The following is a 22,227-nucleotide window of genomic DNA, read 5'->3' as shown; positions in this document are numbered from 1 at the left end:
ACACAGGATTGTGCCTTACGCCATGTCAAATCGTCCCTCTTTATTGCGCGATCGGCGCTTTTTACCGATGTTTTTAACCCAATTTTTAGGTGCGTTAAACGACAATGTGTATAAGCAAGCCTTGTTATTGGTGATTACTTACGGATTAATTGCTCAGCAAAACGCGCAGATCAGTACCTTAAACAACTTGGCAGCCTTGCTGTTTATTTTGCCTTATTTTATTTTTTCCGCCACCGCTGGACAAATTGCTGATAAATATGAGCGTGCCCAGTTGGTACGTTATTTAAAAGGCGCTGAAATTGTGATTATGTTGCTGGGTACAGCCGGCTTTTTATTGGGTAACTTATGGTTGTTACTGCTGGCCTTATTTTTAATGGGAACGCAATCGACCTTTTTTGGCCCGATCAAATACGCCATTTTACCAGAAGTGTTAAAATCCGATGAATTGATGTCTGGCAATGCTCTATTTCAATCGGGTACATCCATTGCAATTTTGGTGGGCATGATCTTAGGTGGCAGCATGATTGCGCTATCTGATGGTAATTTAATGTGGGTGTCCGGCACGGTACTGTGTCTTGCTAGCTTAGGCTATTTAGCGAGTCGCTTTATTTTAAAACAAAACATTCCTGCGCCTGATTTAAACATTGATTGGAATTTTTTTCGCACCAGTCTTCAAACGCTTCGCTATGCCAAAAATTTACCGCTGATTTTTACCATTTTGCTGGGTAACTCGTGGTATTGGTTTTATGGTGCGACCTATTTAACGCAAATTCCACAGCTCACTCAAGAAAACTTGCATGGCTCAGAAAATGTGGTGAGTTTACTGTTGACTCTATTTTCTGTGGGAATTGGTTTAGGTTCTTTGTTATGCCGTAAAATTGGTGGCAGTGAGGTCAATATCAAAATGGTGCCGTTTGGCATGCTGGGTTTAACTGTATTTGCATTTTATTTGGCCATTAGTTTAACGTTTATTCCGCCAATGACCGGTGAGCGTTTAGGCATTGCTGATCTGTTTAGCAATGGTGCCAGTTATTATCATGTCATGCTCAGTGTCAGTTTACTCGGGATTAGTGGAGGTTTTTACATTGTGCCTTTATATGCCATGATGCAGGCCTATTCACCGCGTTCACATCGGGCACGGGTGGTGGCTGCCAACAATATCTTAAATGCCGTATTTATGGTGTCCTCAGCGGTGTTTTCGATTATTATTTTAAGTGTCTTAAACATTGAGATACATATTTTATTTTGTATCACTGCTGTATTAAGTGCGCTTTTTAGTATTTGGTTATTAAAACGCTTAAAACAATTGATGCGCCAAACACAGGCCAATTTGGAGAATTAATCTATGCGTCATTATAGCGGCGTGGACAAACTTATTCATTCTTTTGATCAGGCCTTGCGCAGTTTAGTGCCGGGTGCCACCACAGCACAGCGCAGCAATCCAGCACAACACATGGATGCCCCGCTTGCTGTGAGTGAAGCACGTCATGTGGCTGGTTTAATGCGTGTAAATCACAGTGGTGAGGTATGCGCACAAGCCTTGTATCATGGTCAAGCGCTCACCGCTAAATTGCCCAGCGTGCGTTTAGAGATGCAACATGCCGCAGCAGAAGAACAAGACCATTTGGCATGGTGTGAAGAGCGTTTAAAAGAACTCGATAGCCACACCAGTTTACTCAATCCAGTGTGGTATAGCTTATCGTTTGGTATGGGCGCTTTGGCCGGTTTAGCCGGTGACCGTTACAGTTTAGGTTTTGTGGCTGAAACAGAGCGTCAAGTCAGCCTGCACTTACAACAACATCTTGATCAATTGCCCAGCCAAGATCAGCGTTCGTATCAAATTTTACAGCAGATGAACACAGATGAGTTGCAACATCGCGATACCGCACTTGCCGCAGGTGGAGTTGAATTGCCACTGCCCGTGCGTATGAGCATGACCGCGATTTCTAAACTGATGACCAGCACCAGCTATTATATTTAAAATTTAAAGCCCGCAGTTGCGGGCTTTTTTATACGGCACACTGCTTAAGGTGGACTTGAGTGTAAGCATGTGCTGCATGACAAAATGCCGGATCGGGCCACATATCATACATCGGGATTTTGACATCTAAAGCCAAAGGCAATTTTTTAGGATTAAATTGCATTGCACTTAAGCGACTGCCCCATGCGATTAAATCCACATCCAAACTGATTTGATGCGAGGGACGCACCCGACCTGAGGCATGCTCCATGGCTTTTAACTGCTCAAGCAATTGCTCAACTGCAATATCACTGGTCAGTAAACAGGCAGCATTATAATAATCTGCCCCGACCCCATCACGGCATGGCATTAAATAAATGGCAGAACATTGCAGCTCACCTAAAGCATGCAATTGGCGATAGGCTTCAAAAAAATGTTGTTCAGGCTGATGATTACTCGCCAGTGCAAGGGCGAATATCGTGTCGGTGGCGTTCAAGACGAATTCCTACTGAATGGGCTTGCGCAATAATGGCAGGCTTACGGATGGTGATTTTAATCGATTCAATTGTTAAATAGGTAGCAAAAAGCGCATCCACCACCAATTTTGCTGCATGTTCAATCAATTTTGGCGCAGCATCCACAATCACCTGATTGGCAATCTCACAAATTTCAGCATAATTGAGGGTATGTGCCAAATCATCCGACTCGCCGGCTTGTGCCAAACAGGTCTGAATCTCTAAATCAAGTAGCAACGGTTGTTTAATCTGCCGCTCCCAATTAAAACAGCCCACCACCGTTTCAACTTTTAAGCCCTCAATGACAATTGCATCCATAACCACTCGTCTCTCTTGTGTGCTGATTGTGGGCTAGTGTAACGTGAAAACCAAACTTCGCGTAGCTTTCGCAAAATCTCATCCCAAAAAAAGACCTCATGTTGAGGCCTTTTTTATGCTTGTTATTGTTTAAGTAATACATTTGGATCAAGGGTTTGTACCATCTGTAAACGCTGATCGGCATAAATGTCGATATAAGGTGCTAAAACTCGCATAAAGCGATCAAAATACAGCATTTGTTTAAACAGCAATGCAAAGTCGCGGGGGAAGCGAATACCATGACGCTCACCTACCGCCACCATATCGAGCATAATGTCATTTAAATCGGCAGGATTGGTGTTTAAAACTTGCTGTGGATCCGCCAACATGACGCCCCCAAACAGGCGCTCTAAATCTTGTGCCAAGACATTTACATCGACTTGATCTGCGGTCATACCCATTTTGAGCATATTTTGTGCCATTAACGGATAATTGGTCTGTTGTAACGCGTCCATAAACGCCATAGATGCTGTCCACACTTCAGGATTGAGCTGTCCGACAATCCCAAAATCAATAAAGCCCACACGCCCATCTTCAAGCAACATTAAGTTGCCGGCGTGTAAGTCAGCATGGAAACTCTTACATAGCATCAGGCTGCCAAACCAGGTATTCATAGCGGTAATGAGCACTTGAGATGGATCATTACTAACACGTTTGACCACTTCAAAATCCGTTAGCGGTACACCATAAAAACGTTCCATGGTCAGTACACGGCGGGTAGAATATTGATGATAAACCTTAGGTGCAGTGGCTTTTTGGTTTTGAGTTAGATTTAAATATTGTACAAAATCATCTAAGTTTTGCGCTTCTTCAATAAAGTCAACTTCGCGCACCATACGCACTTTAATTTCTTCAACGATATCAGCAAGTGATGCAAATTTCACTTTAGGTACCGCTTTTTCAAGCAACTTAGTCACCACATGCAGAACATTTAAATCGGTGTTCAAAATGGTATCCACACCCGGCTTTTGCACTTTAATGACGACATTTTCGCCACTCACCAAACGTGCTGCATGCACCTGTGCAATAGACGCAGATGCCAAAGGCTGCTCATCAATAGAGGCAAAAATCTCATCTAAACGACGTCCAGCAAATTCCTCTTCTAACACCTTTAAAATATAATCAAAGGCCAATGTTGGGGTTTGATCTAAACAGCCTTGAAATTCTTCAACATATTCACGCGGAAAAAGCGATGGTGTGCTGGCAATAAATTGACCGAGCTTAATATAAGTCGAACCTAAATCTTCAAAGGTTTCACGCATCAACTTGGCGTTGCTTGGGCGATCTTTGGCATACTTAATTCCGGCTTTGGCTGCAATCACTGCTGTTTCGCCCATACGCGCAACCGATCGCAAACCATCTAACACAATCTTTTTTTTCATAATGTCAGCGTCAAAGGTAATAGCCAAGTAGTGTAGCAAAAATCTATCTAAATACGTATGTCTGTGCGTAACAAAGCCCGTTGCGCTTTAAGTTACACAAGCCGCTTTATTTTTTGATGGCCATGCAGAATTTATTGCTTGTTCTTGGGCATTTTTATTTTATAGTGAGTTTTTTGATTTAACCCCCATAGGATGCCTGATGTTTGCTGCTGATTTCCCAGATACTGTATATGCCATTCAACATGTGGCTTTTGAAGATTTAGGCATATGGGAAGATGCACTGTATAGCGTAGGTTTAAGGGTACGTTATGTAGAAGCAGGGGTTGAAGATTTAAGCCGTGCTTTGCAACATAAAGGCTTAACCATCATTTTAGGCGGACCACTGAGTGTACATGATCGGTTAGACTACCCTTTTTTAAAGCAAGAAATTCAACTTCTAAAAGCCCGTATTGCTGCAAATTTACCGACCTTAGGCATTGGCTTAGGTGCAGCCCTGATTGCTTATGCCTTAGGTGCAACGGTTAAAGCTCAAGCACAGCAACATATCAGTTGGTCAACCTTACAGCTCAATGATGAAGCGGGCTCTTTATTGGCACCATTGGCCACTTTAGACGTGTTGCACTGGCAAAGCGATGAGTTTGAATTACCACAAGGCGCACACCGACTGGCAGCTGCTACACCTACAGCGTCGCCTGCATTTATCTATGGACACAATATATTGGCTTTACCATTTCATATTGAGATTGCTACCGATAGCATAGAAAAATGGTTAATTGGTCATAGCCTAGCGCTACGTCAAGCAAACATTAAGATTGGCAGCTTACGTGGCAATTGTGAGCGCTTATTGCCTCAACTTGAAGCTGTCGCTCCACAAGTGTTAATCGATTTTCTCAAGCAATTAAATTAAAACTTGCCCGAATATTAAATCTAAAAAAGCACCCGAAGGTGCTTTTTAAGCATCACACCATACCCTTATTTTTGTGCAGGTACGGTGGCTTCAGTAGTAATGTTCACGGTAATTTTATCGCCCACATTCGGTACATAAGCACCTACACCAAAAGCAGAGCGATCAAATGAAGTGGTTGCATTAAAGCCAATTGCAGGCACTTTCGCCATTGGGTGTTCTGCTTGCTTATTTAATACCGCATCTAGCACCACAGGCTTGGTAATGCCTTTAATAGTTAAGTCACCTGTAATTTTATAGTTTTTCTTGTCGCGAGTTTCCACTTTAGTACTTTTAAAAGTAATCGTTGGATATTTCTCAGCATCAAAAAAATCTGCTTTTAACAAGTGATCATCAAGCACTTTGACGTTGGTGTTAATGCTTGACAATGGAATGGTCACCTGGACTGATGATTTCTCTGGTTTGTCATTGTCTACAGTAATCTTACCTTGAATGTCGGTAAAGTTACCTGATGGTGTTGAAAAACCAAAGTGATCCCAGGTAAATACAGTCGCTGTATGCGTAGGATCAATAGTATACGTCATCGGTTTTGCCATGCTTAACGTTGCAACAGATGCCACCGCTAAACCAAGTGCGAATGCTTTAAATGTCATGCTTTTATCCCTCAATATCTATGCCTGTTAATGTATAGTAATCTCAAAAACTTACATCCAAGAAGATAGAACAGTTTGTTGCAGCTTTAGAACGATAATTTTGTCAGCAATATGTAATTTACGGTGTTCAAGCATTCGATATTGCATAAATTGGGTTTTTTGGGCTATTTGATCGTACACCTGCTGAGCGGTATTCTTATTTTCATGGGTTAACCAATACACACAATCACACTCATGCAGGTGAGCCGTGCTGTACACAGAGTTGATCAGCTTTTTGGTAAGCCCTTGCCCACAAACATCAGGCACCACGCACCAGATATAAATCTTACAAATAGGCATCAGGTTTTAAGCTGCCTCCACTGGTATGCTCAATCACATGTACTATGCCAATCACTTGATCATCCACACCGTTTCCAAATCCATACCTATAATGCACTTAAGTATCTGTTAAGTGCTGCCATGTACTGTGATTAAGCGTGTCAGTTAAATTCAACTGATTCTGCCAAAGGGGCAACCATGCTTGAGGGTCAATCTCTGCTCATTTTTTGATAAAATAAAAATTAAAGCAATATCATGGTTAAATTTAAAACCAAAAGCTTTTTTTAGCATAAAAAAAACCTCATAAATGAGGAATTTTTAACGCGCTGAGAGGATTAGAGCTTTTCCACCAAGATACGGTCAATTTGCTTTAAACCTGAGGTTTTCTCATGGTTTTTACGACGCACTTTAATGATTTTATCTTCCGCCATGTCTTGCAATAACAACTCTACCGCCACCATTGCTTCAAGTGGTAAATCTTGACCAATCCATTTTTGCTCACCAGCGTCCATTAAGGTAATTTCATCGCTGATCTGTTCATATAAACTCATGTTTTTTCTCTCTATCACACGACATTATTGAATTTTATTCCAACTCTGTGAAATAAATATTTAAAAAATAAAAGACGCCCCATAACTGGAGCGTCTTTTAAGACTGTTAATCTAAAAGATTAAACAGTGATTTCTTTTACTGCAGCAACCACCGCTTCAGTGGTGATACCAAAATGTTGGAACAAGTCTTTTGCAGGTGCAGATTCACCATAAGTGGTCATACCAATCACACGACCATCTAGACCTACAAACTTCCACCAGTAATCCACATGAGCCGCTTCAACCGCAACACGTGCACGAATATTCGATGGAAGCACTGCTTCACGGTAAGCTGCATCTTGCTTAACAAATTCTTCAGCACATGGCATAGATACCACACGTACGCCGTCTAATTGAGCGTAAGCTTCCATTGCCAATGCAACTTCTGAACCTGTGGCAATGATGATGGCTTTGAGTTCACCTTTTTCTTTAGCCAATACATAACCACCTTTTGCTACATCTGCAATTTGTGCTTCTGTACGCGTTTGGAAAGCTAAGTTTTGACGAGAGAAGATTAACGCTGTTGGACCCTCAGAACGTGTTAAAGCAGATTTCCAAGAAATTGCTGCTTCAACAGTGTCACATGGACGCCATGTATTTAAGTTTGGTGTACCACGTAAAGATGCAATTTGCTCGATAGGTTGATGCGTTGGACCATCTTCACCTAAACCAATAGAATCGTGTGTGTAAACATGAATCACACGTTGCTTCATCAATGCAGACATACGTACTGCGTTACGAGCATATTCCATAAACATTAAGAATGTTGCAACGTAAGGGATAAAACCACCGTGAAGTGCTACACCGTTGGCAATTGCAGTCATACCAAATTCACGTACGCCATAGTGTACGTAGTTACCGGCTGCATTGTCTTGAACGCCAGTCGCGCCTTTCCAAAGTGTGAGGTTAGAACCTGCCAAATCCGCAGAACCACCTAAAATTTCAGACAGCATTGGTGCAAATGCTTGGATTGCATTTTGGCTTGCTTTACGCGTTGCAATGGTTTCTGCTTTTGCATTCACTTCTGCAATATACGCATCGGCTTTAGCAACGAAATCGCTTGGTAATTCACCGCTTAAACGACGTTTAAGATCAGCGGCTTCAGTTGGATATTTTGCAGCATACGCAGCAAATGTTTCGTTCCAAGCTGCTTCAGCAGCAGCGCCTTTTTCTTTGGCATCCCACGCAGCATACACATCCGCAGGAATTTCAAAAGGACCTTCTGTCCAACCTAATGCTTCACGGGTTAACGCGATTTCGTCATTACCTAATGGTGCACCATGGCAATCTTCTTTACCTTGTTTGTTTGGTGAACCTAAACCAATAATCGTTTTACAAATGATAATGGTTGGTTTGTGAGTTTCAGCTTTCGCTTGCAAAGTTGCTGCACGTAAAGCGTCGCTATCGTGACCATCAACTTTAAGCACTTGCCAGCCGTAAGCTAAGAAGCGTTGTTCTGTATCGTCAGAGAACCAACCTTCTACTTCACCGTCAATTGAAATGCCGTTGTCATCGTAGTAGGCAACTAACTTACCCAGACCTAAAGTACCTGCTAAAGAACATGCTTCATGTGAAACACCTTCCATTAAGCAGCCATCACCTAAGAAACAGTACGTGAAGTGGTCCACAACTTGGATGTCTTCTTTGTTGAACTGTGCTGCTAAGGTTTTTTCAGCCAGTGCAAAACCAACAGCATTGGCAATACCTTGACCCAATGGACCAGTGGTAGTTTCAATACCCGGTGCATAACCCAACTCTGGGTGACCCGGAGTTTTAGAATGCAATTGACGGAATGCTTTTAAATCTTCGATTGAAAGATCATAACCCGTTAAATGAAGTAATGCGTATTGCAACATTGAGCCATGACCATTTGATAATACAAAACGGTCACGGTTCGCCCAATTTGGGTTGGTTGGGTTATGGCTCATAAAGTCACGCCATACCACATCAGCAATATCTGCCATCCCCATTGGCGCACCTGGATGGCCTGAGTTGGCTTTTTGCACAGCATCCATTGCTAATACACGAATTGCGTTGGCAACACGACGTTCATTCAGTGGGGTCGTCATAGGTCAGAGTCCAAATTATCGGTTAAAAAGAACATGAATCAAAATTCAAAACTACCGTATATTGTCTTAAAAAAAAGCCAAGGGGTAAAGCCTCGTTGCCTACATTTCAAGATTTATTACACGATCAACACAAGATGAGGTGCTTAAACTGTGTTTTTATTAAACAATAGCTGAGTTTTTTAATTTTAGGGCTCAAACTTGGCGCGGTTAAGTTGTTTTTTGAGTCAGGCTTTTAAAGTAACTTGGCATTTGAAATGGTATTTAAATAAAGCACAATATTTTTAATTTCAGTGTTTTGATACTTTGCGTCACAATCAATCTAACTTCACACATAATTCACATTTTTTTGCATATTTGATTTTCTTTATCAGTTTTTCAAATAAATAAATCAGATAAAAACAGGTGGAATTGCAACAAATTGCGCCATTTTCACATTCTAGAACTGGCCCAAAAGTCTAACTCGATGTAACATATCGCGTCTTTTAATTTAACTGTGATAGGACTATGCGCGAGTACGCTGTATTTACCTCGGAATCTGTAAGCGAAGGCCATCCAGATAAAATGGCTGATCAAATCAGTGACGCTATTTTGGATGCTATTTTAAAACAAGATCCATACGCACGTGTTGCTTGTGAAACACTGGTAAAAACGGGTGCTGTTGTACTTGCCGGTGAAATCACAACCACGGCCAATGTTGATTTTGAAACGATTGTCCGTAATACCGTTAATGGTATTGGTTACCACCATTCTGATTTAGGTTTTGATGGTTCAACCTGTGCTGTGATTAATATGCTCGGCAAACAATCGCCAGAAATTGCACAAGGCGTGGATCGTCAAAAACCTGAAGATCAAGGTGCCGGCGACCAAGGTTTAATGTTTGGCTATGCAAGCCGTGAAACAGATGTATTAATGCCTGCGCCAATTTCATATGCGCATCGCTTAATGGAAAAGCAAGCAGAGCTACGTAAACAAGGTAAACTCTCTTGGTTACGCCCAGATGCAAAAAGCCAAGTGACTTTTGCCTATGAAAATGGCAAACCAGTACGTTTAGATGCTGTTGTTTTATCCACTCAGCATGATCCATCAATTTCTCAAGCGCAGCTTAAAGAAGCGGTGATTGAAGAAATTGTGAAAAAAGTTATTCCTGCTGAAATGTTACACGCAGCAACCAAGTTCCACATTAACCCAACTGGGATGTTTGTGATTGGCGGTCCTGTTGGTGACTGTGGTTTAACGGGTCGTAAAATCATTGTAGATACCTACGGTGGTATGGCACGTCACGGTGGTGGTGCATTCTCTGGTAAAGATCCATCAAAAGTAGACCGTTCTGCTGCCTATGCAGGTCGTTATGTAGCCAAAAATATTGTGGCTGCAGGTCTTGCTGAAAAATGTGAAATTCAAGTGTCTTATGCCATTGGTGTGGCTGAGCCAACTTCAATTTCAATTAACACGTTTAACACTGCAAAAGTGTCGGATGAGTTAATTATTGCATTAGTGCGTGAGCAATTTGACTTACGTCCATATGGCATTACCCGTATGTTAGACTTGTTGCAACCAATGTATCAACAAACTGCTTCTTATGGTCACTTTGGCCGTGAAGGTTCAGATACTGCCTTTACATGGGAAAAAACCGATAAAGCTGAAGCATTACGCGCAGCTGCGGGTCTGTAAAAGCATAAGAAACAAGCCCGCAATTGCGGGCTTTTTTTATGGCTGTGGTGGTTGCTGACTTGGCTTTATTTCAAATAGGCGTTGTTGTTCTGGCAATACCTGTTGTTCATGTTTTAAATAGCTATGCGTCAGTTGCAATGCAATCACCAAGGCCAAACACGTTACAATACAAAATACCCAAAATCCAAATGGACTTTTAATTTGATGTGAACCACACTCAGGACAGGTGTGGGTATCGGCTTCAACTGCCTGATTACAGCAGGCACAGCGATATTGATGACCTAGCATAGGTATGCTCCTATGTTTACTCTATATTTGGCATTGTGGCATGAGTTGTGCGTCACTTTTGTGACACTTTGTATTTATTTTTTATCAGGAGTCGTTATGGTGCAATTAATTAAAAAAGGTGGCTTACGTGAGCGTGCCAATCGTAGCCGTCGTTATCAAAGCTCAGAAAATTCAATCACCACCTTAAACCCTAATCGTTATAAAGAGCAGCGTTTAGCCGACCAACAACAAGAAAAAAAACCTACACCTCCAGCGGTTGATGCCATGCCCTAAAGTAATTGCAGGGCATCCCACCACAGCCACATTGCAAACATTAAAAATAATCCACCTGAGATGATGTCAATATAACTGCCCGAGCGTTGATACAACGCTTTGATTTTAGGCATCGACATAATCAGCATAAACAATACAAAGGTTAAAAATGTTTGTAATGGAATTAAAAACGCCAATTGGGTTTTTAAACTGGCATCTGCTGATGATGACAAGGCCAAAGAAAAAACACTACTAAAATAAATTAAGGTCTTCGGGTTGGATAAATTGGTGAATAAACCCAATAAAAAATAATTTTTAGCTTGAGGTGCTTGAACACCAGCCTCTAAATTGGCCTCTTGTTGAAAACTGGCTAAGCCGCCTTTGAGCATCGCCCAGCCCATTTTGGCTAAAAAGAAGCCACCAAGCACCATCAAGACTTGTTGAATCCATGGCCACTGCTGCATCAACATAGTAAAACCTGCTAAGGTCAGCACCACCCACACCACAATCCCAACAGAAATACCGGCAATAATGTTTAAAGTGTTGGCACGCGTGGTAGATGCTGCACTTTTGGCAATTAACAGAACATCAGGGCCAGGACTCAACTGAGCCACAAAATGCAACAGACCAATGGTCAGTAATAAAGACATAACAAATCAATCAGCGCAAATAAAAGTAAATTATACGGCGAACTCCAACAAAAAACCGAGCACATGGGCTCGGTTTTGGCAAAAAGCTCAGCTTTATTTTCGATTCACATCTTTTAAATCTAAGCGTTTGGCATCAGGATTTACTTCACGCGCCTCACCATCAATAATGGTTGAATCACGACCACCTTGACCTTGCATATCTTGCATTTGACGCATTAAGTCTGCAAAAGGATTTTGACCGGCTGGCCCACCCATATCAGCGCCCATACCGCCCATCATTTTTTCCATCATGCTGTGTTGACGTTTCATGACAGCCTTCATCGCTGCAGCTTTAAAGGCATTTTGTACCGCAGGAATTAAAATTAACACGGCCAATACATCAGTGATTAAACCGGGAATCAGCAAGAAAAAACCTGCAATAATTTTAGGTAAACTTGCGCCTAATGCTGGATCGCCCATACCCATGGCCATGCCCATTTGCATTTGTTGCATTTGTGGCATGACACCGGCTGCGTATTTACGCACCATGCCCATACCGATAAAGAACGCGGCAATAAACCAAAAGAATACGTACCACATGCTACCCACGAGGTCACCCACGCCGATCCACACGAAGACTTCTAGAATAAGGCCAGCTAAAACTATAAGCGCTAATTTCATGAAAATTAATCTAATCTCAATACAATATGTCGGTGGCAAGCCCACAATGATGAACTTACCTCTGTTATTTATGGGGGAGATTTTAACGTTTACAAGCCAAGATGACGACTTATTTTTGTGAGGCAATGTTGGATATTTTTTAACTGCTTGAATGCACTGCACAACTTTATGGATTTTTTTTGCCTATAATGCCCCACACTATAGTGATACATCATCAGGGCTATGAGCTTAATTATTGGGATTGACCCCGGTTCACGTTTAACAGGGTATGGCATTATTAAAAAAGATGGGCAACATTTGAGTTTTATTGATGCCGGTACCATTCGCACTGAAACCACCGAAATGCCTGAGCGTCTAAAACGTATTTTTGCAGGGATTGACCGCATTGTACGTTTCCATGGGCCAACCGAAGCGGCAGTGGAACAAGTTTTTATGGCACAAAACCCCGATTCGGCCTTAAAACTCGGTCAAGCGCGTGGGGCTGCAATTGCCGCTTTAACCAACCTTGATTTGTCTGTGGCCGAATACACGGCGCGACAAATTAAACAATCGGTGGTGGGCTATGGCGCAGCTGATAAAGAACAGGTGCAAATGATGGTGATGCGCATTTTAAAGCTTGAGATTAAACCACAACAAGATGCCGCCGATGCACTTGCTGCTGCGATTTGTCATGCCCATGCTTCAGGCAGTATGAGCAAAATGGCGGTATTAAATGCCTTAGGCGGCATGGCGCGTGGTCGCAGTCGTACCACGAGCCGGCGTCGTTAAGCCTGAATCTTAAAGTCACGATAATCAAAGGTCTTACAACTGTAATAGTCTAAATGCGTGACCTGAGCCCGAGGTGGGCCAATTAAGCTTTGATCGAGTAGCTCCTGCAATACAAAAAAATCGCCTACAATGACAGCTTCAACTTGACCTGTGTTTAAATTTTTAACATAACCGCCTACCTCTTTGGCTTGTGCAAGCCTCGCAAACCAAGCGCGATAGCCCACGCCTTGTACTTGACCTGTTAAGGTAAGATGAAATCCTTGTTGCATTATTATTCTCCATTGACCACTTGATAAATCGCTTGATTCATATGCTGTGCTTGTAAACCGCGCTCGCCATTGCGTGCCAATATATCACCAGCTTTGGCATGTAATGTGACCACTTGATGCAAGGCAATGCACTGTTGAAATTGAGCTTTTAAACTCGCGAGCATGCCTGCCAAAATATCGCCCATGCCGCCTGTGCCCATGCCGGGATTACCAGCACAACAGATCCATAATTGTTGTTCTAAGATTAAACTACCTGCGCCTTTGAGTACCCAAGCACCGCCATAGCGTTGTTGTAGCGCATAAATAGCCGACACACGATCAGCCTCAACCTCATTGACTGAGCAATGTAATAAGGTGGCAGCCTCCCCCGGATGTGGAGTTAAATAACTATGTCGACTCAGTGGTTTTGGGGTTTTGGCTAAAAACCATAATGCATCAGCATCAAGCACAACAATTTTGTCATCTTGATTCATCGCATCAAACCACTGCTCAAATTGCTGTTCAGCCCATGCATCACGACCTAAACCCATGCCAAAGCAAATCGCATCGACTTGATTAATTAATACTTCACGCTCAGATTGGGACAATTGATGAATATCGCGCAACATAATATTAGGGCTACGCGCTAAAATCGCACTGTGGTGTTTGGCATCACACACCAAAGTGACTTTGCCGGCACCGGCATAAAAAGCTGCTTCTGCGGCCATGATCACCGCCCCACCCATCTCGGCATGTCCACCAATCACCAACACATGCCCATAACTGCCCTTATGTCCAAAGGCTTGACGTTTGGGTAACTTAATATGAGTGGGTGACAATTGTGCTATGGCTGTCAAATCTGGATCTGTTGGAATTAAATCTATGAGATGAATCTGACCACAGTAAGCTTTGCCTTTACCGGTGAATAAGCCTGCTTTTAAACCCAATACAGTAAAGCTATGATCTGCCACCACTGCACAAGGCAAGGGTTGTCCAGTATTGGCATTTAAGCCACTGGGCACATCAATGGCAATTTTTAAACCTGATTGTTGATTAATGTGCTGAATAATCTGTTGCCAGTCTTCAGTTAAATCACGATTTAAACCAATGCCAAACAAAGCATCTATATAAGCATCATAGGTCTGTTTAAAAGCAAAGCCTTGCTCAATCGTCACAGCACTGTTTTTTGCCGCTTGATACGCTGCGTGTAGATCGTGTGATGCACCTAAGTCACTGGCATAAATGCTGACGTCAAAATTTGCTTGCTGTAAATATTGTGCAATCAAATAACCATCCCCAGCATTATTACCTTGCCCACAACACACGGCGATGCTTTGAATATTGTGTTGTGCAAATAACACCTGTAACTGTCGTGCAATGGCCCATGCCACTTGCTGCATCAAACCGTAGGATGAATTTCCTTTGGCAAACCAGCGTTGCTCCCATGCTTGCATATCGCGGCTATGATAAACTTGCTGCATTGTGTTTCCTTATTTTATCTTTATGACCGCTGCCTCTTCTCCTGTTATTACCACTTATTCTGATGATCGTGTTGCACTTAAAGCATGGATTAAAGCAGAGGCACTTGCTCTTGGTTTTGCTGATTGTGTCATCGCCCGACCTGATGCTCAAGCTGAAATGGCACGTTTAGAAGAATATTTAAAACGTGGTTATCATGCCGATATGGATTTTTTGGGCGAAAATTTAGATAAACGCGCTGATCCCACTTTGTTGGTGCCGGGTACCAAAAGCATTATTTGTGTACGTATGGATTATTTGGTGGAAACACCGAAACCGCGTCATGTGCCCGATGCACCCAATCATGGCATTATCGCGCGCTATGCCCGTGGACGCGACTATCATAAGGTCATGCGTGGTCGTTTAAAAACACTATCGCAACGGATTAAAGCGCGTGTGGGCGAATTTGAATCACGCCCTTTTGCCGACTCAGCCCCGATCTTTGAAAAATCTTTGGCAGAAAATGCTGGCATGGGATGGACAGGTAAACACACCCTTTTAATTCACAAAAAATCAGGCTCTTTTTTTGTATTGGGTGAATTATTTACGTCTTTAGATTTACCCTTTGATGAGCCGACCACCAAACATTGTGGTTCATGCACAGCATGTTTAGACATTTGTCCGACTCAAGCGATTGTTGAACCCTATATGCTGGATGCACGTAAATGCATTGCGTATTTAACCATTGAATATAAAGGTATTATCTCTGAAGATTTGCGTCGCCCGATTGGTAATCGTGTATTTGGTTGTGATGATTGTCAACTGATTTGCCCATGGAATAGTTTTGCCAAAGTCACGCCAATTGAAGACTTCCAACCACGGCATGGCTTAGACCGTTTGAGCTTATTAGAACTATGGCAATGGGATGAAACTACTTTTTTAGCCCATACTGAAGGCAGCCCCTTACGCCGTACAGGTTATCAAAGCTTTATGCGTAATATTGCCATAGGTTTAGGCAATGCCCCGTTTAACCCTGAGATTGTAGCTGCCTTACAGGCCAAACGTGAACAGCACGATGAGATTGTACAAGTGCATATTGATTGGGCCTTACAAGAGCAGGCCCAAAAAGGAGCATAAGCCCTAAACTTTAGCGCTTATGCTTGGTTGGATGAGGTTGAGCGTTAATTGGCAGCAAAATTATGCGCAGTAATTAAAATGCCATATTGCGCATTTAAATAATCACCTTGGCGAATGATGTCCATGCCATTGGCATGTTCAACGGTTAGTTCTTGCCGAACACAGTCATAACTTAAACGCTCAAAACAATCTTGATGATGACTCAGCCACGTTAAAGTATCGGCTAAGTGCTCATCTACGATATAAGTTAAAGCTTTAAAATCTTTCATCGTGTCAACATCCAGCAGCCTATGCGAACATAGGCTGATTGTGTTTGATTAATGCTGTGCGACAAATTTTGCACGCGCCGCATGCAATTTTTTGTAGCTGTCAATTAAACGCAAATGACGATCAAGTCCGTCTAGTTGCATGTTGGTTTCAGTTAAACCATAGAAGCGCACACTGCCATCTAGGCAACCTAAAGCAGCATCCATACGTTCATCGCCAAACATACGACGGAAGTTATAGGTATAATCTTCAAGTGCCATATCATCGTCAAGTTCAACTTCAAGCACCACATTTAAGCATTGATAAAATAAACCACGCTCAACAGTGTTGGTATTGTATTGTAAGAACGCTTCGACCAAATCTTTGGCTTCTTCAAATTGCTCTAAAGCCAAATACACTTGAAGTTTGAGTTCTAACAATGTGAGTTGACCCCACACGGTATTGTCATCAAATTCAATCCCAATTAAAGTTTTGATTTCGGTGTAATCATCAACTTCAAGTTCTTCTAAACGCTCAATTAATGCTTCCAGTTGTTGGTGATCTAAACGATGTAAATTTAAGATATCTTCACGGAACAATAAGGCTTTGTTAGTGTTGTCCCACACTAAATCTTCAACCAAATAGATTTCTGAATAACCCGGCACCAAGATTCGGCATGCTGTTGCACCTAAGTGCTCATAGACTGCCATATACACTTCTTTGTCCATATCTTGCAAAATATTAAACAACGCTTGTGCTTGATCAGCATTACTCGCCTGACCATCTTGGGTAAAATCCCATGCCTCAAAGTCATAGTCGGCTTTGGCACTAAAGAAGCGCCATGACACCACACCACTTGAATCAATGAAATGTTCTACATAGTTATTAGGTTCAGTCACTGCATTTGAGCTAAAGGTTGGTTGTGGCAGATCATTCAGACCTTCAAAACTACGCCCTTGTAATAATTCGGTTAAGCTGCGCTCTAGTGCCACCTCAAAACTAGGATGCGCACCAAATGAGGCAAACACACCGCCTGTGCGTGGATTCATTAAGGTCACACACATCACAGGGAATTGACCACCTAATGAAGCATCTTTGACCAATACAGGGAAACCTTGCTCTTCTAGGCCTTGAATACCTGCCACGATGTTTGGATATTGATTTAACACGTCTTGCGGTACATCAGGCAGTGCAATTTCGCCCTCTAAAATTTCACGCTTAACAGCACGCTCGAAAATCTCGGACAAACACTGCACTTGTGCTTCAGCCAATGTATTGCCTGCACTCATACCATTGGATAAATACAAGTTTTCAATCAAATTGGATGGGAAATAGACTGTTTCAGCATCGGATTGGCGTACAAATGGCAATGAACAAATGCCACGTGCGGTATTGCCTGAGTTGGTATCATATAAATGTGTACCCAACAATTCATCGTCAGGGTTATAAATGTCACGGGTGTAATCATCTAAAATTTCAACAGGTAACTCACAATTTGGTCCCGGTTGAAACCATTTTTCATCTGGATAATGCACAAATTCGGCATTGGCGATGTCTTGACCCCAAAATTGATCATTGTAGAAGAAGTTACAATTCAGCCGTTCAATAAACTCACCCAATGCAGAAGCCAAAGCACTTTCTTTGCTTGAGCCTTTACCGTTGGTAAAGCACATTGGAGATTGTGCATCGCGAATGTGTAATGACCATACATTGGGTACAATATTACGCCATGATGCAATTTCAATTTTCATGCCTAAACCTGCCAAAATTCCAGACATTTTGGCAATGGTTTCTTCAAGTGGTTTGTCTTTACCTAAAATATAGGTAGATTGTTCTGAAGTTAAGCTCGGCATAAGAAGTGCTTGGGCATCAGCATCAATGCTTTCAACTTCTTCAATGACAAATTCAGGACCAGTCTGAATCACTTTTTTGACTGTACAGCGGTCAATGGAACGTAAAATACCTTGGCGATCTTTTTCTGAAATGTCCGCTGGCAATTCAACTTGAATCTTAAAGATTTGTTTATAACGGTTTTCAGGGTCAACAATATTGTTTTGCGACAAACGAATATTATCGGTTGGAATATCACGCGCTGCACAATATACTTTGACAAAATAAGCTGCACACAAGGCAGAAGATGCTAAAAAATAATCAAATGGTCCCGGTGCAGAACCATCACCTTTATAGCGAATGGGTTGATCTGCAATGACACTAAAGTCATCAAATTTAGCTTCTTGTCGAAGGTTATCGAGATAATTAACCTTAATTTCCATGCGTGCACCTAAATGTCCTACATGCCCGCATGGACATATAAGATTACAAGTAAAAATAAGCCGAATTAATGAGAGAAATTGACTTAAAAAGTAGACGCTAAGTAGACCATGCTCTTAGCAAGATAAGCGTTATTATAAAGGCATTTCAAGTAATTGATAATCTTTAATCATGCTTGTCTAGTATCAAGTGTTAAAGCTCATCATAAGATCTTCAATTTTAGCGCATAAAAAAACCCTTCCATAAAATGAAAGGGTTTTTTAAGAATTTGGTGGGCCCAGACGTCACCACACTTAAATTCAAGTAATTGTTTTATATATACTTATTTTAAATAATGTGAAGAAGGTACAAACACGGATACATTGAATTTTTTTGTTATTTTTTGTATTTTTGCTTCATAGTATTTTCTAAAAAATAGGACTGAACCAATTCAGTATTAGTTTTATCCAAAATAGATGAACATATGTTTCTGCATTGCCTTCTTATATTTTGTCCAATCGTATCAGAAAATGAGAACACCGTTGCTGGTGAGTCTGTTTGTGATAGTCATTAAAACTCCGTAAGACAGTTAGATAAAATTTTCTATGGAAATACAATGAATAAGATTTAGTATTGGACACGATATTTACTGAAAGAGTGCGTATAAAGTTGATACATTTTTGTCTATATGTAATATTGAAATTCCACATAAGTGGGCTTCATTATTGATGAAATTTAGAGATGCAAGAACAACATCAGTTAATTCCAAAGGTTTATTTAGTTACACATTATTTTGTAATCTACAAAACTACAGATGGGAATGAAAATTCAATACTCGTACCTAATAAATATAGGCAAGAATTAGATGGTCATGCAATAAGAAAGCTAGCTATCAGAAAAATTCAAGAATTGTCCAATGAAAAAGATATTAAAATAGTCAAAATAGAAAAACATGGCAAATGTACCTATTGTGGCTTTTTCGGCAAACTGGAAAGGTCACATGTAATCGGAAGGACAGTATTTAGTAGAATTTTTCAAAATAATGACTATGGGCATGCTGTTAAAATTTCTTTATCTTCTAAGCAAAAAATTGGAAACAGTAATGATTCTTGGGAAAAAGAAATGTTATGCAAAATCTGTGAGTCTAGATTTAATTCAGATTTTGAAGATTACTCAATACAAGTGTTAAGAGAAAAACAGAAATATGTCAAAGTTTCTAGATTTTTGCATGGTATAAGTTTTCAGAAAGTTGATACTAAAAAAATATTTTTATATATATTGTCGATTTTATGGAGAGCTGCGTATTCGAACCATAAATCTTATAAAAATGTAATTATTAACAAAGGGATGGACTCTTATTTAAGACATTGTTTTAAGAATAAGTTAAAAACTCACTCATTAATATACAGTATAAAAATCACTAAATTAGTAGATAGAACAGCTTATTTCAGTGAAGAAAAATTAAGAGGTTTTATATTCAATCCTTTTGTAAGAAATTATCGTAATAAAAATGCGAGTTATTGTATGCTTTATGAAGGTTATTTTTTTGAAATTTTTTTAAAGGCCTTGCCTTTTAAACAGAGAAAGGGAAAAGGTTTTCTTGACTTTAATAAAACCATAATATTTGTACCTTATGTTGATATTTTTGATATTCCTGAGGTATATGAATATTTCGGAAGAGCTGTTGCATATCATCATGCCTCTGATAATAATATATCCTTATAATTTTTGTGAAAAATACTATCGCTTATTAGTTAGTGTTTTACATATCCAGTCTCCGATGTACCTTAACTTGCTAATATTACTCGTAAAACTTAGAATAGCCTTTGTAGAACTACCTTACCCTGACTGTCATCAGATTGGTTACATTCATAATTTATAAGACCAAGTGATTTGAAACGATATTCTGGCTGATGTTAATGATTTTTCTAGACTGACTAAATGACTAATTTAGCTTATAACCATTGCTGTAAAAGCCTTTGTGTTTAATTAGCTACTTGTAGGGTGTTGACTAAGTGACTAATTTAAATAGCTATTTAATATCCTTTTAGTCACTTAGTCACCCAGTAAAATACTAGATGCCACATTGAAAGCCTGTAATAGAAAGGCTTTCTAACTTAATTAGTCATTTAGTCTCTTTTCCTAATAAAAGTGGGTTTAAAATGACTAAGCGCTTCTTATTCAGTATTTCAATTTTTAAATAATTCGCATCTTCTAATTGTTCCATAATCATTACCAATAGTTTTGAATTTTTCTGCATAGGTCGGGGGCATGAAGTTTGGACATAAGAATAAGCCAGTCTATTTGTTTTCTGCTGCACACATTTACCAATAAGCCATTTAATCAAACGTTGAGCATCACTTTCTGTTTTGGGCTCAATATCTGCATATGCGGCCCATTCATTTAATGAATGTTGAACGATCTCACAAGCACCTTTTATTATTTTGGCGTCAATATAAGGTAAGCCCTCAAAATATGCAAAAACCGTGGCTAAACGTCGTGCTAATTGACTAGCACGACTAGCGAATGCCTGTAGATATTCATAGCGCTGTCCAGCACCCTGCATTGATTCAAATAGATCATAAAAATCTTCATCAATCTTCTTAGCTTCATCATTCATATACATGACATAGCGGCCATTATTTTGATTTTGTGCTGCTAAGGGTTTTGGGCATTCATCCAACAAATGTTTGCACCTCGTCCAATACGCTATAAGGCGGGGATCGATATCGGCATTTTTAGCTCTATAGGCTTCATCCTGTAGACGTGTGCCAGCTAAGTTCTCGGGTACAGTTAAAATGAATCTAGGCAAAAAACCTTGTCCTCTTAACACGGGATCTTTTAAGGCATCAACTAAAACTTCACGCTGTCCTTGCAAATTAAAAGTTAATCTAACGTCATAAGCTCGACCACTTCCATTTAGATTGGACTTTGAGCGTGTACGTTCCACAAAACCATCATCAAATAATTTTGCATATCCACCTATGGCTTGATTTCTTGTATCTCCCTTCATCGTATAACCGCCAAAAAATTGACCTGCTTCATCACTAGCTATTGAAGCGTTATTTAGTATCCTATCAATATATTGACCAGCAATTGATTCCAGTGTTATATCGCTAAATAACGTACTTGGGTCTTGGGGTGGTGGATTTTCTGTAGAATATTTCTCACGATCTTTTTTATTTAACCCTGCATACCGAGTTTTCCATTGTTCAAGCTCATGACGGTATATTTCGTACTGTCTGCGTTCATGCTCAAGTATGGCTTTATCAGCCATGTTACGACTGGTACTCTTTCGGCTTCCGCTTTGCCCCTCTGTGAGTAAATATAAACTGCATGGTTCACCTTGAGGGATAAATTGGTTTGGTGCATTAACTCTAGCTTGTGCTATGTGTGAAATTGCTCCTATGACACATTGGGCTGTCATAGCAATGGGGGCTTGCACATGCTCAGAAATGGCTATAACAGCCTCCTTTATTAGTGATGGCATTGTATCAATAGGATAAGAAGCTTTTGCTAGTGATTCTACTTGTAACGACACCAATTCTCCCCATTGGTTTATAGGGTTCTGAATAAATGTTTCAGATGCAATCGCATGTTTGAGCTCGTTAATTTTCTCTAAGAAGAATTGCTTTATTTGTTTAGGTTGAAGTGCATTAAAACTCTCATCCACTTTCACAAATAAGTCCTGATTCTGCTTAGGTGGATTAAAGCCAGTCATGGCTCTAAATATTGTTTCAGGCATACCATCATTTATAAGCTGATATGCTTGATTGTATTAGCCCCCGTAAAAACGGACAGTTAACTTGCTAAGTTTAGCGATCGAAACTCCCGAGGGGATTTCATTTTTA

Annotated in this window: 22 protein-coding genes and 1 pseudogene; 8 read left to right on the top strand and 15 right to left on the bottom strand. The window is 40.6% G+C overall.

Features of this window, described 5'->3' with window-relative positions; all coding sequences use genetic code 11:
* Window positions 1–22: 22 nt before the first annotated feature.
* Together Q0Z55_RS09845 and coq7 are read left to right on the top strand one after the other, a co-directional pair.
* Window positions 23–1,342, top strand: coding sequence for an MFS transporter (locus tag Q0Z55_RS09845; RefSeq protein WP_297427779.1), 1,320 nt, complete (start codon window positions 23–25; stop codon window positions 1,340–1,342).
* A gap of 3 nt (window positions 1,343–1,345) precedes the next feature.
* A complete protein-coding gene (coq7, locus tag Q0Z55_RS09840) occupies window positions 1,346–1,981 on the top strand; it encodes a 2-polyprenyl-3-methyl-6-methoxy-1,4-benzoquinone monooxygenase (RefSeq protein ID WP_297427776.1) in 636 nt (211 codons plus the stop codon).
* A 28-nt stretch (window positions 1,982–2,009) separates the two neighbouring features.
* Here coq7 and Q0Z55_RS09835 read toward each other — a convergent pair whose 3' ends face one another.
* From Q0Z55_RS09835 to Q0Z55_RS09825, 3 genes are all read right to left on the bottom strand, one after another.
* The gene (locus tag Q0Z55_RS09835; RefSeq protein WP_297427772.1) at window positions 2,010–2,456 is read right to left on the bottom strand and encodes a 2-amino-4-hydroxy-6-hydroxymethyldihydropteridine diphosphokinase; all 447 of its coding nucleotides are present in this window, start codon (window positions 2,454–2,456) and stop codon (window positions 2,010–2,012) included.
* A complete protein-coding gene (gene folB / locus Q0Z55_RS09830) occupies window positions 2,413–2,793 on the bottom strand; it encodes a dihydroneopterin aldolase (RefSeq protein ID WP_297427770.1) in 381 nt (126 codons plus the stop codon). The genes Q0Z55_RS09835 and folB overlap by 44 nt, the downstream gene beginning before the upstream one ends.
* Window positions 2,794–2,915: 122 nt before the next feature.
* Complete coding sequence (locus Q0Z55_RS09825; RefSeq protein ID WP_297427767.1) at window positions 2,916–4,214, bottom strand: AarF/UbiB family protein; 1,299 nt, start codon at window positions 4,212–4,214, stop codon at window positions 2,916–2,918.
* Window positions 4,215–4,413: 199 nt separating this feature from the next.
* Between Q0Z55_RS09825 and Q0Z55_RS09820 the strand changes: the two genes are divergently transcribed.
* A complete protein-coding gene (locus Q0Z55_RS09820; protein ID WP_297427763.1) occupies window positions 4,414–5,121 on the top strand; it encodes a glutamine amidotransferase in 708 nt (235 codons plus the stop codon).
* A 65-nt stretch (window positions 5,122–5,186) separates the two neighbouring features.
* On the opposite strand, the gene Q0Z55_RS09815 is transcribed toward Q0Z55_RS09820, so the two are convergent.
* The 4 genes from Q0Z55_RS09815 to tkt form a co-directional block, all read right to left on the bottom strand.
* On the bottom strand, window positions 5,187–5,771 hold the full coding sequence (locus Q0Z55_RS09815; RefSeq protein WP_297427761.1) for a YceI family protein: 585 nt from the start codon (window positions 5,769–5,771) through the stop codon (window positions 5,187–5,189).
* Window positions 5,772–5,822: 51 nt separating this feature from the next.
* The gene (locus Q0Z55_RS09810) at window positions 5,823–5,993 is read right to left on the bottom strand and encodes a hypothetical protein (RefSeq protein WP_297427758.1); all 171 of its coding nucleotides are present in this window, start codon (window positions 5,991–5,993) and stop codon (window positions 5,823–5,825) included.
* Between the two features lie 431 nt (window positions 5,994–6,424).
* Window positions 6,425–6,640, bottom strand: a complete 216-nt coding sequence (locus Q0Z55_RS09805; RefSeq protein ID WP_297427755.1) for a hypothetical protein — start codon at window positions 6,638–6,640, stop codon at window positions 6,425–6,427.
* A gap of 119 nt (window positions 6,641–6,759) precedes the next feature.
* The gene (gene tkt, locus Q0Z55_RS09800) at window positions 6,760–8,748 is read right to left on the bottom strand and encodes a transketolase (protein WP_297427753.1); all 1,989 of its coding nucleotides are present in this window, start codon (window positions 8,746–8,748) and stop codon (window positions 6,760–6,762) included.
* Window positions 8,749–9,252: 504 nt separating this feature from the next.
* Here tkt and metK point away from each other — a divergent pair.
* Entirely contained in the window at window positions 9,253–10,419 is a 1,167-nt protein-coding gene (gene metK / locus Q0Z55_RS09795; RefSeq protein WP_297427751.1) for a methionine adenosyltransferase, read from the top strand.
* A 36-nt stretch (window positions 10,420–10,455) separates the two neighbouring features.
* Here the strand turns inward: metK and Q0Z55_RS09790 are convergent, their stop codons facing one another.
* Window positions 10,456–10,707 carry a hypothetical protein gene (locus Q0Z55_RS09790; protein ID WP_297427747.1) on the bottom strand — a complete coding sequence of 84 codons (252 nt, stop codon included), beginning with the start codon at window positions 10,705–10,707 and terminating at the stop codon, window positions 10,456–10,458.
* Window positions 10,708–10,803: 96 nt separating this feature from the next.
* On the opposite strand from Q0Z55_RS09790, the gene Q0Z55_RS09785 reads away from it, so the two are divergent.
* Window positions 10,804–10,980, top strand: a complete 177-nt coding sequence (locus tag Q0Z55_RS09785; RefSeq protein WP_297427744.1) for a hypothetical protein — start codon at window positions 10,804–10,806, stop codon at window positions 10,978–10,980.
* Here Q0Z55_RS09785 and Q0Z55_RS09780 read toward each other — a convergent pair.
* Together Q0Z55_RS09780 and Q0Z55_RS09775 are read right to left on the bottom strand one after the other, a co-directional pair.
* Window positions 10,977–11,609, bottom strand: a complete 633-nt coding sequence (locus tag Q0Z55_RS09780; protein WP_297427741.1) for a LysE family transporter — start codon at window positions 11,607–11,609, stop codon at window positions 10,977–10,979. The genes Q0Z55_RS09785 and Q0Z55_RS09780 overlap by 4 nt on opposite strands.
* Before the next feature lie 93 nt (window positions 11,610–11,702).
* Entirely contained in the window at window positions 11,703–12,269 is a 567-nt protein-coding gene (locus tag Q0Z55_RS09775) for an FxsA family protein (RefSeq protein ID WP_297427738.1), read from the bottom strand.
* A 222-nt stretch (window positions 12,270–12,491) separates the two neighbouring features.
* On the opposite strand from Q0Z55_RS09775, the gene ruvC reads away from it, so the two are divergent.
* Window positions 12,492–13,037, top strand: coding sequence for a crossover junction endodeoxyribonuclease RuvC (ruvC, locus tag Q0Z55_RS09770; RefSeq protein ID WP_297427736.1), 546 nt, complete (start codon window positions 12,492–12,494; stop codon window positions 13,035–13,037).
* Here the strand turns inward: ruvC and Q0Z55_RS09765 are convergent.
* Together Q0Z55_RS09765 and Q0Z55_RS09760 are read right to left on the bottom strand one after the other, a co-directional pair.
* Window positions 13,034–13,306 (bottom strand): acylphosphatase, encoded by a 273-nt coding sequence (locus Q0Z55_RS09765; RefSeq protein WP_297427733.1) that lies wholly within the window; start codon window positions 13,304–13,306, stop codon window positions 13,034–13,036. The genes ruvC and Q0Z55_RS09765 overlap by 4 nt on opposite strands.
* 2 nt (window positions 13,307–13,308) lie before the next feature.
* On the bottom strand, window positions 13,309–14,766 hold the full coding sequence (locus Q0Z55_RS09760) for an NAD(P)H-hydrate dehydratase (protein WP_297427730.1): 1,458 nt from the start codon (window positions 14,764–14,766) through the stop codon (window positions 13,309–13,311).
* Between the two features lie 22 nt (window positions 14,767–14,788).
* Between Q0Z55_RS09760 and queG the strand changes: the two genes are divergently transcribed.
* Entirely contained in the window at window positions 14,789–15,880 is a 1,092-nt protein-coding gene (gene queG, locus Q0Z55_RS09755) for a tRNA epoxyqueuosine(34) reductase QueG (protein ID WP_297427727.1), read from the top strand.
* A gap of 44 nt (window positions 15,881–15,924) precedes the next feature.
* On the opposite strand, the gene Q0Z55_RS09750 is transcribed toward queG, so the two are convergent.
* Both Q0Z55_RS09750 and Q0Z55_RS09745 read right to left on the bottom strand, forming a co-directional pair.
* On the bottom strand, window positions 15,925–16,149 hold the full coding sequence (locus Q0Z55_RS09750; RefSeq protein WP_297427724.1) for a hypothetical protein: 225 nt from the start codon (window positions 16,147–16,149) through the stop codon (window positions 15,925–15,927).
* A gap of 48 nt (window positions 16,150–16,197) precedes the next feature.
* Complete coding sequence (locus Q0Z55_RS09745) at window positions 16,198–18,399, bottom strand: OsmC domain/YcaO domain-containing protein (protein WP_297427721.1); 2,202 nt, start codon at window positions 18,397–18,399, stop codon at window positions 16,198–16,200.
* A gap of 718 nt (window positions 18,400–19,117) precedes the next feature.
* Here Q0Z55_RS09745 and Q0Z55_RS09740 point away from each other — a divergent pair.
* A complete protein-coding gene (locus Q0Z55_RS09740; RefSeq protein WP_297427718.1) occupies window positions 19,118–20,101 on the top strand; it encodes a hypothetical protein in 984 nt (327 codons plus the stop codon).
* 400 nt (window positions 20,102–20,501) lie between these two features.
* Here the strand turns inward: Q0Z55_RS09740 and Q0Z55_RS09735 are convergent.
* A pseudogene (locus Q0Z55_RS09735) lies at window positions 20,502–21,881 on the bottom strand (DUF3987 domain-containing protein); the annotation flags it as partial.
* Window positions 21,882–22,227 lie beyond the last annotated feature (346 nt).

Source organism: uncultured Acinetobacter sp. (genome assembly GCF_947626835.1).
In the GTDB taxonomy this organism is placed as follows: Bacteria; Pseudomonadota; Gammaproteobacteria; order Pseudomonadales; family Moraxellaceae; genus Acinetobacter.
This window is presented reverse-complemented; position numbering and strand designations above follow the sequence as displayed.